Below are 13,818 nucleotides of genomic sequence, written 5' to 3'. Positions count from 1 at the left end.
GCGAGGCTGGCGGCGTGTGCGTCATCGCGCATCCGGGGCTGTACGGCGACGATGAGCTGGTAGAGGCGATTGTGCGGCATGGGGCGCAAGGAGTAGAAGTGTACCACTCCGATCACTCGCCAGAGGATGAGCAGCGTTATCATGCAATCGCAGAGCGGTACGGACTGGTGGCAACGGGCGGATCGGACTTCCACGGAGAGAAGCGCGGCGTTGTGTTTCATGGTCCGATTGGCGGCAGATCGGTAGAACTGAGCGTAGCGGAACAGCTGCGGCGGATTGCAGCGGATAACAATAAACCGATTTAGATGAAATACAAGTCAGAAACTCTTATACAAGACAAAACGGATGAACAGGCGCGTTCGCGCGCTTGTTCATCCGTTTTTGCGTTGCGTTAATTCTTAATAACGTTCGGCAGGGAACGAATACGCTGTTCATCCGGCGTAATGAAGATCGTCTTCTGTTTATCATAGATAACGAAGCCTGGTTTCGCGCCATTCGGCTTGCGCACGTGGCGGATCAGAGTTGTGTCAACAGGCACTTGGCTGGATTCACGGGCTTGGCTGTAATAAGCTGCAAGCATTGCGGCTTCCTGCAGCGTCTGGTCGCCGAAGCTTTCGCTGCGAATGACGACGTGAGAACCGGGGATATCCTTCGTGTGGAGCCACGTATCGGAAGAAGCCGCCAGCTTGTTCGTCAAATATTCGTTCTGCGTATTGTTCTTGCCTACGTAGATCGGAATCCCTTCAGAGGAAGTGTAGCAGAGAAGCGAAGGCTTCGTTACCTTCTTCTTCTTAGACCCCTTCTTAGTGCCTCGATCCCGCAAATATTGCCCTTCCACCAGCTCATCTCGAATTTCCTGCAGGTCTTGAAGCGCCGCCGTCTGCAGCTGCAGGAACACCTGCTCGAAGTAGGCGGTTTCCTCTTCCGTTATCCGAATCTGCTCCTCGACGGCAAGCAGGCTGTTCTTCTGCTTGTTGTACTTCCGGAAATATCGCTGCGCGTTCTCCGAAGGGGTCATAAGCGGATCAAGCTCAATCGTAATCGGAAGCTGTTCTTCGTCATAGTAGTTAATGACTTCGATTGCCGTATCGCCTTTGCTAATCGAGTGCATGTAGGCCGTTAACAGCTCGCCTAACACGCGATATCGGTCAGCGCCCTTAGCCTCCTCGATCGTATCCTTCAGCTTCTCCAGCTTGATCTTATTCTTCGCAACCTCGTTCTGAACGAATTTGATCAGATCGGATGCGCGCTGCTTAACGGTGTCGCGCTCTGCCTTATCGCCGTAATAGGCTTCAAGGCAAGAGCTGATAGAGTCGAAGCTAGCGGATTCGCCTTCATATCGAGTCAGTTCAGTTACGGAGAAGTAGGACTTGCCGCTTCTCGTTTCCGTTACGATATTCGGGGTATAACGGTCATCGCGGAAGGCAGACATCATCTCGTTGAATGAGCCCCATATTGCAGAAGGCGTCAGTGCTTCCGCGGTGTGGACGGCGTCCGCCTTCGCGGCGCGGTGCACAATCTCACCTGCAAGGAGCGGGCTAATGCCGCCGAATGAAGCGACAAGACGCTTGTCAGGCGCTTCGGTGCCTTCAGCTTGGTCCCAGGCGCCGCGAAATGCATCTTCTGTCGTGACGGTAATCGGGTCGACTTTATGCTGCTCCGGAGGCGTCGTATACGCAGCGCCAGGCATGACGACACGATAGCTGCTTAGCGCAGGGGTTACGTGATGGATGCCATCGTGAATAGCTCCAGTTGCAGGGTCCAGCAAAATAATATTGCTGTGCCGTCCCATAATTTCGATGACGATGCGTTTGAACGACAAATCGCCTAGTTCATCGCGCTGCCGGACATCGATATGGATGACGCGCTCTCTGCCTGGCTGTGTAATGGATTCGATCACAGCGCCTTCGCAATATTTGCGCATGAGCATACAGAACATCGGTGCTTCCTGCGGATTGATGAAGGAAGCTTCTGTCCAATGTACGCGCGGGTACGTAGGATTCGCCGATAAGAGCAGCTTGCCAGGTGTCGACCCGCCGCGAATTTGTACGACAAGATCATGAGGAGTGGGCTGATGAATTTTATGAATGCGGCTGCCGACGCACGATTGAAGCTCGTGCACGACAGCTCGTATAACGATACCGTCCATAGACATGGTAGTTGGAATCTCCTTTAGCTCTAGCGTCTTCCTCCTATCATGCCATAGTCAAGCGAAAAACTTAAGCCCTAGGCTGGGATAATTTGCGGATTGTCCGAATAGATTGGAGGCAGGAAGGCTGTCCGCCTGTGCAACGGCATTGTCGGCGATTCGGCTTATCGCGGGAGGGAGATTATTCGCATGGATCAGAACAGATGGCATCAATTGCCAACGGAGACGCTGGAGCAATCGTTAGGCTGCGATACGGCTCGCGGGCTGACGGGGGCGACGGCGGAGGAACGGCTGAGGCAGTATGGCCACAATGAGCTGTCCGAGGGGGCTCGTATTTCACCGCTGTTATTGTTCCTGAATCAGTTCAAAGATTTCATGGTGCTCGTCTTAATGGGCGCAACGCTTATTTCCGGCTTGCTCGGCGAGTTCCTTGATGCTATTACGATTGTGGCCATTATCGTATTGAATGCAGTGCTTGGCTTCGTGCAAGAGTTTCGAGCAGAGCGCTCGCTGCGTGCGCTCAAGGCATTGTCGGCGCCAACGGCGAAGGTCGTTCGCGACGGGGAAACAATCGTAGTGCCTGCTAGCGAGCTTGTACCTGGTGATTTGATCGTGCTGGAGAGCGGGGACCGGGTCCCTGCGGATATTCGGTTCATTCAAGCGAACAGCTGTTATGCGGAGGAGTCGGCTCTCACCGGCGAATCCGTACCGGTAGGCAAGCATGCGAATCCGATATCGGAATCAGAGCTGCCGCTGGGCGATCAGCGTAACATTGGCTTCATGGGTACGATGCTTACAGGCGGGACAGGCAAAGGGGTTGTCATCCGCACCGGGATGGAAACCGAAATGGGGCGCATTGCCGACCTCATTCAAAAAACAGAAGAAATGGAAACGCCGCTACAACGGCGGCTGGAGCAGCTTGGCAAAATATTGATTATCGTCGCTGTAGCGTTGACGATCGTCGTCGTCATCGCGGGTATTATGCACGGACAGCCGGCCTACGGCATGTTCTTGGCTGGCGTGAGTCTCGCTGTTGCCGCCATTCCCGAAGGTCTGCCGGCTATCGTTACGATCGCACTGGCGCTCGGCGTGCAGCGTATGATTAAGCGCAAGGCAATCGTCCGCAAGCTTCCTTCCGTTGAGACGCTAGGCTGCGCGTCCGTTATTTGCTCCGACAAGACAGGTACGCTGACGCAGAACAAAATGACCGTCACCGGCGTCTGGCTCAGCGGCCGTGCGATTCAAATTACTGGCGAGGGCTACGAGCCTGTCGGCGAAGCGTACGAGCATGGCAAGCCTGTCGATCCGAAGCATGACCAATCGCTTAGACGTCTGCTGCAAATCGCCGCTTTGTGTAACAATGCCGAGGTCGTTCGGTCTGCAGAAACAGAGGACAAGGCCGTCAAGCGGAAGAAAGTCGAAGAGCGCAAGGAAGAATGGCAGCTGAAAGGCGATCCGACCGAAGGTGCGCTGACTGTATTGGCAGCCAAATTAGGAATGTCTGCGAAGTCGCTGGAGCCGCTGTATCAACGCATAGCCGAATTTCCATTTGACTCGGAGCGCAAACGGATGTCTGTCATCGTCTCGCATCAAGGCGGCAGATTGGTATGTGCCAAAGGCGCACCGGATTTGCTCATGGAGCAGTGCAATTATGTGCTGTGGGATGACAAGGTCATGCCATTCACCGCAACGCTTAAGCGCAAAGTAGCGGAAGCTTCAGAGCAGATGGCAGGCTCAGCGCTTCGCGTCCTCGGGTTTGCCTATCGGGATTTGCGTTCGCATGACAGCTGCGAAACGACGGAAGAAGCGGAGTCGCAGTTAATTTTTGCCGGACTGACGGGCATGATCGATCCTCCTCGCAAAGAGGTGCGTGAAGCGATTGCGACCTGCCGCCGTGCCGGTATCAAGACGGTCATGATTACAGGCGATCATCAGTTGACGGCTGAGGCCATCGCAAATCAGTTAGGCATTATGCCGCGCGGGGGCATGGCTATAAGCGGCCGCGAACTTGCGCAGATGGATGACGACAAGCTCGATAAGATGTCGGACAACATTTATGTGTATGCCCGCGTTTCGCCGGAGCATAAGCTTCGCATCGTGAAGTCGTTGCAGCGGCAGGGGCATGTCGTGGCCATGACCGGTGATGGCGTTAACGATGCGCCAGCGATCAAGGCAGCGGATATCGGCATCGCGATGGGTATCTCGGGTACGGACGTTTCGAAGGAAGCATCTGCGCTCATCCTGAGCGATGACAACTTCGCTACGATCGTGGCAGCGATTGAAGAGGGTCGGAATATTTACGAGAACATCCGCAAATTTATCCGTTATCTTCTCGCTTCGAACGTAGGCGAAATTCTAACGATGTTCCTGGCGATGATGGCGGGGCTTCCGCTTCCGCTCATCCCGATTCAAATTCTGTGGGTAAACCTCGTAACAGACGGTCTGCCGGCGATGGCGCTTGGCGTCGATCAGGCAGAGAAGGACTTGATGAAGACGCAGCCTCGTTCAGCGACGGAGAGCATATTCGCAAGGCGTTTGGGTTGGAAAATCATCAGCCGCGGCATTCTGATCGGCGTCTGTACGCTTGGCGCATTCTGGCTCACCTTGTCCAAGGCACCTGGAGACGCGGGCCAGCTCGTGCTCGCGCAGACGGTCGCATTCGCAACGCTCGTGCTCGCCCAGCTCATTCATGTGTTCGACTGCCGCAGCTCTCGTTCGATCTTCCATCGCAATCTGCTGCAGAACAAATATCTCGTATTTGCCGTGTTGTCTTCGCTCGTGCTGATGCTTGGCGTATTGTATCTGAAGCCGCTCCAGCCGGTATTCAAGACGGTGCCGCTCGACTTCCGCGAATGGTGCCTCGTGTTCGTGGCGGCTGGCATTCCGACGTTCGTTATGGGCATCGGCAGTGTTCTCAGCTCCGGCCGTAAGAAGTCCAAGACGAAGTGGAGCCCAACGGGCAAACACTCCACAGCTAGATAACAAACATGCAGCCTCCTGCAGCTACAGCAGGGGGCTGTGCTGTTGTTATCGACTAGCGGAATAGTGCAAATGAAAGTGCAATTAGAGAATGGAGTCCGGCCTGTTAATCCATTATGCTAGTACCAAAAATGTCGATAGCTGCTCGGTAGCGGCTGTATTCATGACTTGCAGAAGGGAACGATTACTATGGAATTTGTGAAAATGCACGGACTTGGCAATGACTTCATCGTTGTCGCAGGAGAGCAGGCGCTGCCTGACAATGCATCGGAGCTGGCGATCGAACTATGCAATCGCTTCTTCGGCATCGGTGCGGATGGACTTGTTTATATTCTGCCTAGCGAGCAGGCGGATTTCCGCATGCGCATCATTAACTCCGACGGTTCGGAGGCGGAGCAGTGCGGCAATGCGATTCGCTGTGTATCCAAATATGTGTACGACAACAAGCTGATCGACCGTACGAATATTACGATCGAGACGCTTGGCGCAGGCGTGCAGCCTGTACAGCTTAACGTGAAGGACGGCGTAGTAGAAACGGTGCGCGTAGACATGGGCGAACCGATTCTCAGCGGATTGAAAGTTCCAACGACGATCGATGCGGAACGCGTAATCGAGCAGCGCCTTGAAGTGGACGGAAGAGCGTTCACATTCACGGCTGTATCAATGGGCAACCCGCACTGCGTTATCTACGTGGATGACGCGGTTAATTTTGATCTAGCAGCATGGGGTCCAAAAATTGAAACGCATCCGACGTTCCCGCGTAAAACGAATGTAGAGTTCGTCACGGTTAACTCTCGTTCGCATACGGATATGCGCGTATGGGAGCGCGGCGCTGGACCGACGCTCGCATGCGGCACCGGTGCATGTGCAACGGCTGTTTCTTCCGTACTGAATGGTCTGACAGACCGTAATGTGACGGTATCGTTGAAAGGCGGCGACCTGTTCATCGAGTGGAACGAGGCCGACAATCATGTGTATATGACGGGCCCAGCGGCGGTTGTGTTCGCAGGACAGCTCTAAAAAGTACAAGTTTGAGAATTAAGAATAGGTGGGGTCGGGCAGCCGATCCCATTCTTCATGCTCTATGAAATATTGCGTGCCGTCGCCTCACCCGTACGAGGACGATGAGCCATAAGTGGAGCATTTGGTCGAATTTCGTTGTTTTTCGCCGATATTCAGCCGATTTATTCAAAAATAGCTTGTGAGATGCATGGAAATCCTTTAGAATAGATAAACAATGCACTTGCCATGCCAGTGTGAGAGTATGAGCGCCTCTGAATTCGTCAACACTAGTGCAGGGCTCTGCCAAACCTTTCAATTTTTCCGGCAGCCGGGACTTGCTCGTTCCGAATCTTAGCAAGCATTTTTCATACGTACACAGTTGCATGTGAAGGACCGGAGGGGGAAGTTGAGATGGCAATCAAGCTTATCAATATCGGATTCGGCAATATCGTGTCCGCCAATCGGATCATCTCGATCGTCAGTCCGGAATCGGCACCGATCAAGAGAATTATCCAAGAGGCACGGGATCGTCATATGTTGATTGATGCAACATACGGTCGCCGGACGCGTGCGGTCATCATTACAGATAGCGATCATGTCATTCTGTCTGCCGTGCAGCCAGAGACTGTGGCACATCGTCTGTCTGCCAAAGATGACGATAATGACGAATAGTACGGGGAGTCTTATGAACAGAGGATTATTAATCGTTTTGTCCGGGCCTTCCGGAGTTGGCAAAGGAACGGTGTGCGCAAGCTTGCGTCATCGTATGCCGGAGCTCGTTTATTCCGTATCTGCGACGACTCGCAGCCCGCGGCAAGGCGAGATTAATGGTATCAATTATTTCTTCAAATCGCAGGAACAATTTCAGGATATGATCGCGAATGACGCGCTGTTGGAATGGGCCGAGTATGTCGGCAATTATTACGGCACGCCGCGTGATTTTGTCGATCGCACGCTTGCTTCGGGCAAGGATATCATTCTTGAAATTGAAGTGCAAGGCGCGCTCAAGGTGAAACAGAAGTTCCCAGAGGGCGTGTTTGTTTTCTTGATGCCTCCTTCACTCGATGAGCTGAAGTCGCGCATTACAGGCCGTGGAACGGAGAATGCAGACGTTATCGATCACCGAATGACAGTTGCGGTCGAAGAGATGAACTTGCTTCGTCATTACGACTATGCAGTTGTGAATGATGAGATCGATGCTGCATGCCAGCGAATCCAAAGCATCATTACTGCGGAGCATTGCCGCGCAGATCGGTTGTTGACTGAGCTGCCGCAAATGCCTGCAGCTTCAGAGAAAGCATAGATGAGGTGAGAGGATATGCTGTATCCATCCATTGATGAAATGATCGAGAAAGTAGACAGCAAATACAAGCTGGTTGTGGCGGCATCCCGTCGCGCGCGTATGCTGCGCGAGGGCGCAAAGCCGGAAATTCGCAATGCGAAGTCGCACAAACAGGTTGGCGTAGCGCTCGAAGAGATTTACCATGACATGCTCGTGGTTGAATCGGTCGAGGTTCCACCGTCCAATAAGTAAGATCGGCAGAGGCGAGTGGGCTGCCGGCGATATCGCATGCAAGCTCGCTCTATATTGGCCGAACAGAACGGCAGAAAAAGTGACAACCGGATTGCGGTTGTTATTTTTTTGTTTTCGGAAGGGAGCGATCTTCGGATGAAAGGGAAAACGATTGTACTCGGAATCACGGGCGGCATCGCCGCTTACAAGGGCGCTGCGCTGTGCAGCAAATTGACGCAGGCAGGCTTCGATGTGCACGTTATGATGTCGGAGGGAGCAACGCAATTCATCACGCCGCTTACGCTTCAGGCGCTGTCGCGCAATCCGGTCCACGTTGGAGTTTTCGACGAGAAGGATCCGGGAGTCATCACGCATATCGACTTGGCTGATCGCGCGGATCTGATTCTTGTCGCGCCGGCGACGGCGAATATGATCGCGAAGATGGCGCATGGGCTTGCGGACGATATGCTCAGCTCGACGCTGCTCGCAGCGACTTGTCCCGTTGTCGTTGCTCCTGCGATGAATGTACATATGTACGAGCATCCGGCGGTTCAGCACAATCTTCGGCTGCTTGCCGAGCGGGGGGTCCGCTTCATCGAGCCGGAGACCGGGCAATTGGCTTGCGGTTATGTGGCCAAGGGGCGTCTGGCTGAGCCGGAGTCGATCGCAGCGATCGTAAGCGATATGTTGGTCGAATCTGCGCGCAAGCCGCTTGCTGGAAAGAAGGTGCTCATTACAGCTGGCGGAACCGTCGAACGTCTGGATCCGGTCCGCTATTTGACGAACGATTCCTCTGGCAAAATGGGCTTTGCTCTCGCAGCGGCTGCGCGTGATTACGGCGCTGAGGTAACAGTCGTCGCTGCGAAAACGTCGTTTAGGGTGCCAGATGGCGTTTCTTTTATACGCGTCGAATCGGCACAACAGATGCTTGAGGCAGTGTTGTCGCGGTTCGAGCAGTCGGACCTTGTCATTAAGTCGGCAGCTGTGGCCGATTATCGGCCAGCTGTACGTGCCGATTCCAAGATCAAGAAGAGCGGTGATCGGATCATGCTCGAGCTGGTCAAAACAACCGATATCTTGCAGACGCTTGGTGAACGCAAAACGTCGCAATTTCTGATCGGCTTCGCTGCGGAGACTGGCGATCTGGATCATTATGCGATGGACAAGCTCCAGCGCAAACGGTGTGACCTGCTCGTAGCCAACGATGTGAGCGAAGATGGCGCAGGCTTCAATTCGGATACGAACATTATTCGAGTGTATGACAAAGGCGGTCTGGTAGAAGCGCTTCCGATCATGTCCAAGCTCGATGCTGCGCGCCGCGTACTGAAGTTGGCGTCAGAACGGATGGGACAGATGGAGGCCGGGGAGGTGCGCGAATGATCGCGCGCGTCATTGTTGACGTGCCGAGCCGCCAGACGGATCGGCCATTTGATTATGAAGTGCCGCAGGAGCTTCAAGGCTGGATAGAACCTGGGAGCCGCGTAGGCGTACCTTTTGCGGGACGGGTGCTGCAAGGCTTCGTTATCGGTCTTGCTCCGCTGGATACAGCAGAAGTGGACCGATCGCGGCTGAAGCCGGTTGCCGAGCTACTTGATCCGCTGCCGCCGCTGCGACCTGATCTTATCGAGCTCGCTGAATGGGTGAGCGACAAGTACTGCTGCACGATGATTGCAGCGCTGCAAGCAATGCTTCCGGCTGCGCTCAAAGGCAAGGCGGAGCGGCATGTTCGCTGGAGCGAAGCGTTCGAAGCGAGCGAGCCCGCCGCTGCTGAGGCGGTGCTGCTGCCGGAGGGCATGCGGGAATGGCTGAAGCGAAGCGGGGCGGTTAAGCTTGAAGCGCTTCGTGAACGATTCCCGGACGGAGCGGAATACGTGAAGGCAGCGATACGGCTTGGACTGCTCGAGGAGCGGGTAGCCATTCGCGACAAAGTGAGCATTCGCAAAGTGCTGACCGTGTTTCCGCCGGACGATCGGGAGGCAGCGGAGCAGGCAATGGAGCAGTGGCCTGCACGAGCGGCGAAGCAGCGCGACATTCTTGTTCATATGCTAAGTGTCGATGCTCCGGTTCCGATGCAGCAGTTGGTTGCGGATACGGGATCATCGGCCTCCGTTGTGAAGGCTGTCGCCGACAAGGGCTGGCTTACCATTCGAGAGGTCGAGACCGAGCGCGATCCGTACGCCGGGCGTATGTTTAAGAAGACGGAGCCATTGACGTTGACGGAAGGCCAAGCTCAGGTGCTGGAGCAGATCGCTAAATCCGTCCATGCGCGCGAGCCGAAGCCGTTTCTCCTTCACGGGGTAACAGGCAGCGGCAAGACAGAAGTTTACTTGCAAGCGATTCAAGAGTGTCTGGATATGGATCGGCAGGCAATTGTTCTTGTTCCAGAGATTTCGCTCACGCCGCAGATGGTCGAACGCTTCAAAGGAAGGTTCGGTGATGCGGTAGCCGTTCTGCATAGCCGACTGTCGCATGGCGAGAAGTATGATGAATGGCGCAAAATCCGCGAGCGCCGCGCTCAAGTAGCGGTAGGCGCTCGATCGGCAATCTTCGCGCCGTTCGAATCGATCGGCTTGATCATCATCGATGAAGAGCATGAATCGAGCTATAAGCAGGAAGAAAGTCCGAAATATCACGCACGAGACGTTGCGGTGAAGCGGGCAAGACAACACGGCGCCGCCGTTGTACTTGGTTCTGCGACGCCGTCGCTTGAATCGTATGCGGCAGCAACGGCTGTCCGATCCCCTCATGCGGCGGGCAGCGGCGCCTTCGCCGCGCCAGCCCTGCTGTCGATGCCAGGACGCGTGGCGGATCGTCCGATGCCGCCGGTTGAAGTGATCGATATGCGCGGGGAGCTGCAGGGGGGCAATCGATCGATGTTCAGCCGCAGGCTGTATGAAGCGCTCGCCGATCGGCTGGAGCGGGGAGAACAATCCGTGCTGCTGCTCAATCGGCGCGGTTATTCAACCTTCGTCATGTGCCGCTCATGCGGCTACACGGCGATGTGTCCGCACTGCGACATCTCGCTGACGTATCACCAGAAGACACGGCTGCTTCGCTGCCACTATTGCGGTCACTCCGAAGGCGCACCTGCGAAGTGCCCGTCATGCGAGAGTGAACATATCCGATTCTTCGGTACAGGAACGCAGCGAGTCGAGGAAGAGCTGGTGAAGCTGTTCCCAGGTATACGCGTCATCCGAATGGATGTTGATACGACGACGGAGAAGGGCTCGCATGAGAAGTGGCTGAAGCTGTTCGGCGAGCGGAAGGCGGATGTCCTGCTTGGCACGCAGATGGTTGCGAAAGGATTGGATTTTCCGTACGTAACGTTGGTTGGTGTTATAGCAGCGGATACTTCGCTCCATCTTCCTGATTTCCGTTCAGCGGAGAGGACGTTCCAACTGCTGACACAGGTGGCAGGACGGGCGGGACGCCATGAACTGCCGGGCGAGGTCGTCATCCAGTCCTACGCGCCGGAGCACTATGCCATTCAGACGGCCCAGCATCACGACTACGAGTCGTTCGTACGAGAAGAGCTGATGCATCGCAGGGCGATGGGTTACCCGCCTTATTGTCGGCTTATTCTGATCACGATGTCGCATGAACAGCTGCCGATGCTGACCGATGTCGGAGAAAAATTCGCGCAGCGACTTCGCGACGCGGCTGGCGCAGCGGGCGTTTATGGCAGGGTGGATGGATCCAGCGGTCCGAAAGCGCTGGACGTGCTGGGGCCAGTCGCCTCGCCGATCGCGCGGATGAAAGATCGCTACCGTTTTCAATGTATGATAAAATATCGTGGAAACGTCGATGCAACCGGGCTGCTTAATAAGACGCTTCAGCCTTTCCTGCAAGGGACGGAAGGACGCGGGGTACAGTTCGGAATTGATGTAGATCCTCATATGATTTTATAAGATAAATAGCGTTAGACGGCGAATGCGCCGCATTGGCTCCATTATTAGAACAACAGAACAACATTCATCTAAGAAGGAAGGGAAACTTCATGGCTATTCGTATTATTGTAAAAGATCCAGATCCGGTTTTGCGTGAGGTTGCGAAGGAAGTAACGAAATTCACGCCGAACCTGCATAAGCTGCTCACCGATATGGCGGCAACGATGTATGACGCAGAAGGCGTTGGCCTTGCTGCACCTCAGATCGGCATTTCGAAACGCGTTATCGTCGTCGATGTCGGCGATGAGAACGGATTGATCGAGATGGTTAACCCTGTCATCACGTATAGCGAGGGCGAACAGTACGGACCGGAAGGCTGCCTTAGCATTCCGAACTTGAACGGCGACGTAAGTCGGTTCAACCGGGTGAAAGTGGCGGGTCAAGACCGTAATGGCAACCCGTTCGAGGTCGATGCTGTCGGCTATCTGGCGCGTGCGTTCCAGCACGAAGTCGACCACCTGAACGGCATTCTGTTTACCGATATCGCTGAGAACGTATTCGATATTACGAAACAACAGCAGCAGCGCCGGCGCAAGGACGGAGAGTGAGCCTTACAATGAAAATCGTGTTTATGGGAACGCCGTCGTTCGCGGTCCCGTCGCTTGAACGCGTGCTGGAGGGCGGCCATGAAGTGGTCGCCGTCTTCACGCAGCCGGATCGTCCAAAAGGGAGAAAACGCGAGCTTACGCCCCCTCCTGTGAAAGAGGCAGCGCTAAGCCATGGCATTCCTGTCTACCAACCGGAACGGATGCGCAGCGAAGAAGCAGTCAAGCTGGTTGAATCGCTCAAGCCGGATCTGATCGTAACCGCTGCTTATGGACAAATTCTGCCGCGCGCCGTGCTCGAAGTGCCGCCGCTTGGCTGCATTAATGTACATGGCTCGCTGCTGCCTCAATACCGCGGCGGGGCACCGATTCAACGCTCGATCATCAACGGCGAGTCCGTTACGGGCGTCACGATCATGTACATGGCAGAAGGGCTGGACACAGGCGATATGATCAGCCGTGTCGAGGTGGCGATCGAGGACGCGGACACGTCCGGTACGTTGTTCGAGAAGCTGAGCATCGCAGGTGCAGAGCTGCTGGCGGACACACTGCCTCTGATCGAAGCGGGCAATGTCACGGCCGTGCCGCAGGTGCATGAAGATGCAACCTACGCGCCGAACCTGTCGCGCGAGGATGAGCGCATCGATTGGTCCCGCAGCGCGCGTCAGCTGTTCAATCAAGTGCGTGGACTGTCGCCGATGGCAGGCGCTTTCACACTTTGGAACGGGGAGCCGTTCAAAGTGTGGCGCTGCGTCGTAGAGTCTACAGAAACGGCTGCTGGCAGCGAGCATGCACCAGGCACTGTGTTGTCCGCTGATCCGGAAGGCATCGTTGTACAGACGGGCACGGGCACGCTTCGTCTGCTTGATATACAGCCGGCAGGCAAACGTACGATGCCGGCAGCTGAATGGCTGAAAGGCGCTAGACTCGAGCGTGGGCAACGGTTCGGCGGTGAAGTGCAATGAATAACAGCACAACAGGGGGCGGCACAGTCGGAAACGGCAAACGCCCTGCGAATAGATTGAATACGAAGAATCGTCCAACGGGTGCTGCGGGAGCTGGCAAGAAGCCAAGTGCTAAGCCGAATGGCGGCGGCGGTCAAGGGGCATCGCCAAAGCGACGTCCAGCAACCGCACGCGAAGTAGCGCTCGATGTGCTTGTTAAGGTAGAGAAGGAGCAGGCGTTCAGCAACCTTGTGTTGAATTCGGCGCTGCAGCATGCAGAGCTGTCTCGTCCGGATGCCGGCCTCGCAACGGAGCTTGTCTACGGTACGATTCAGCGCAAGCTGTCGCTCGATTACGCGCTTGCTGAGCTGGCGTCCAAAGGGCTCTCGAAGCTGGAACCGTGGGTTCTTCAGCTGCTTCGGCTCAGCGCGTATCAAATCTTGTTCCTCGACCGCGTTCCCGCACATGCTGCGGTGAACGAAGCGGTCACCATCGCGAAGCGGCGTGGACATGCCGGTATTTCCGGCATGGTGAACGGGATGCTTCGCAACCTCATCCGGCGCCGCGACGAGCTGTCGCCGATCGCTGTGGCGGGCCAGCCAGGGCTTAGCCCGGCCCGCCGAATCTCGCTCCGCCACTCGTATCCCGAGTGGCTCGCCGCACGCTGGATCGCCGCCTATGGCGAAGCGGCGGCGGAGCGCATCTGCGCGGCTGGCAATGAGCCGCCGCGCAGATGCGC

At 55.5% G+C, this 13,818-nt stretch carries 12 protein-coding genes; 11 read left to right on the top strand and 1 reads right to left on the bottom strand.

Annotation, left to right across the window (positions count from 1 at the left end; translation table 11 throughout):
* A partial coding sequence (locus SBI19_RS28855; RefSeq protein WP_483312351.1) for a PHP domain-containing protein occupies positions 1-305 on the top strand: 305 nt, incomplete at its 5' end.
* Positions 306-391: 86 nt separating this feature from the next.
* On the opposite strand, the gene SBI19_RS28850 is transcribed toward SBI19_RS28855, so the two are convergent.
* Positions 392-2,155 carry an Rqc2 family fibronectin-binding protein gene (locus SBI19_RS28850; protein WP_317972984.1) on the bottom strand — a complete coding sequence of 588 codons (1,764 nt, stop codon included), beginning with the start codon at positions 2,153-2,155 and terminating at the stop codon, positions 392-394.
* Between the two features lie 183 nt (positions 2,156-2,338).
* Between SBI19_RS28850 and SBI19_RS28845 the strand changes: the two genes are divergently transcribed.
* From SBI19_RS28845 to SBI19_RS28800, 10 genes are all read left to right on the top strand, one after another.
* The gene (locus SBI19_RS28845; protein ID WP_317972983.1) at positions 2,339-5,131 is read left to right on the top strand and encodes a calcium-translocating P-type ATPase, SERCA-type; all 2,793 of its coding nucleotides are present in this window, start codon (positions 2,339-2,341) and stop codon (positions 5,129-5,131) included.
* A gap of 186 nt (positions 5,132-5,317) precedes the next feature.
* Positions 5,318-6,148, top strand: a complete 831-nt coding sequence (dapF, locus tag SBI19_RS28840; protein WP_317972982.1) for a diaminopimelate epimerase — start codon at positions 5,318-5,320, stop codon at positions 6,146-6,148.
* A 393-nt stretch (positions 6,149-6,541) separates the two neighbouring features.
* Complete coding sequence (remA, locus tag SBI19_RS28835) at positions 6,542-6,802, top strand: extracellular matrix/biofilm regulator RemA (RefSeq protein WP_044479181.1); 261 nt, start codon at positions 6,542-6,544, stop codon at positions 6,800-6,802.
* 13 nt (positions 6,803-6,815) lie between these two features.
* Positions 6,816-7,433 (top strand): guanylate kinase, encoded by a 618-nt coding sequence (gmk, locus tag SBI19_RS28830; RefSeq protein ID WP_317972981.1) that lies wholly within the window; start codon positions 6,816-6,818, stop codon positions 7,431-7,433.
* 15 nt (positions 7,434-7,448) lie between these two features.
* A complete protein-coding gene (gene rpoZ / locus SBI19_RS28825; RefSeq protein WP_317972980.1) occupies positions 7,449-7,664 on the top strand; it encodes a DNA-directed RNA polymerase subunit omega in 216 nt (71 codons plus the stop codon).
* A 135-nt stretch (positions 7,665-7,799) separates the two neighbouring features.
* On the top strand, positions 7,800-9,023 hold the full coding sequence (coaBC, locus tag SBI19_RS28820) for a bifunctional phosphopantothenoylcysteine decarboxylase/phosphopantothenate--cysteine ligase CoaBC (protein WP_317972979.1): 1,224 nt from the start codon (positions 7,800-7,802) through the stop codon (positions 9,021-9,023).
* Entirely contained in the window at positions 9,020-11,551 is a 2,532-nt protein-coding gene (gene priA / locus SBI19_RS28815) for a primosomal protein N' (protein WP_317972978.1), read from the top strand. The genes coaBC and priA overlap by 4 nt, the downstream gene beginning before the upstream one ends.
* A gap of 89 nt (positions 11,552-11,640) precedes the next feature.
* On the top strand, positions 11,641-12,138 hold the full coding sequence (def, locus tag SBI19_RS28810; protein WP_317972977.1) for a peptide deformylase: 498 nt from the start codon (positions 11,641-11,643) through the stop codon (positions 12,136-12,138).
* A gap of 8 nt (positions 12,139-12,146) precedes the next feature.
* Complete coding sequence (gene fmt, locus SBI19_RS28805) at positions 12,147-13,100, top strand: methionyl-tRNA formyltransferase (RefSeq protein WP_317972976.1); 954 nt, start codon at positions 12,147-12,149, stop codon at positions 13,098-13,100.
* On the top strand, positions 13,097-13,818 hold a 722-nt coding region (locus tag SBI19_RS28800; RefSeq protein WP_317972975.1), incomplete at its 3' end, for a transcription antitermination factor NusB. The genes fmt and SBI19_RS28800, both read left to right, overlap by 4 nt.

The sequence above is a fragment of the Paenibacillus sp. CCS19 genome, assembly GCF_033239625.1.
Lineage (GTDB): Bacteria > Bacillota > Bacilli > Paenibacillales > Paenibacillaceae > Paenibacillus_T.
The sequence above is the reverse complement of the archived record's forward strand: the minus strand, read 5'-3'. Positions and strand labels throughout refer to the sequence as shown.

Excerpts from the sequence above, each read along its gene's own strand:
- SBI19_RS28850 (WP_317972984.1), bottom strand. The coding sequence starts at position 2,155 with ATGTCTATGGACGGTATCGTTATACGAGCTGTCGTGCACGAGCTTCAA.
- SBI19_RS28845 (WP_317972983.1), top strand. The coding sequence starts at position 2,339 with ATGGATCAGAACAGATGGCATCAATTGCCAACGGAGACGCTGGAGCAA.
- dapF (WP_317972982.1), top strand. The coding sequence starts at position 5,318 with ATGGAATTTGTGAAAATGCACGGACTTGGCAATGACTTCATCGTTGTC.
- remA (WP_044479181.1), top strand. The coding sequence starts at position 6,542 with ATGGCAATCAAGCTTATCAATATCGGATTCGGCAATATCGTGTCCGCC.
- gmk (WP_317972981.1), top strand. The coding sequence starts at position 6,816 with ATGAACAGAGGATTATTAATCGTTTTGTCCGGGCCTTCCGGAGTTGGC.
- rpoZ (WP_317972980.1), top strand. The coding sequence starts at position 7,449 with ATGCTGTATCCATCCATTGATGAAATGATCGAGAAAGTAGACAGCAAA.
- coaBC (WP_317972979.1), top strand. The coding sequence starts at position 7,800 with ATGAAAGGGAAAACGATTGTACTCGGAATCACGGGCGGCATCGCCGCT.
- priA (WP_317972978.1), top strand. The coding sequence starts at position 9,020 with ATGATCGCGCGCGTCATTGTTGACGTGCCGAGCCGCCAGACGGATCGG.
- def (WP_317972977.1), top strand. The coding sequence starts at position 11,641 with ATGGCTATTCGTATTATTGTAAAAGATCCAGATCCGGTTTTGCGTGAG.
- fmt (WP_317972976.1), top strand. The coding sequence starts at position 12,147 with ATGAAAATCGTGTTTATGGGAACGCCGTCGTTCGCGGTCCCGTCGCTT.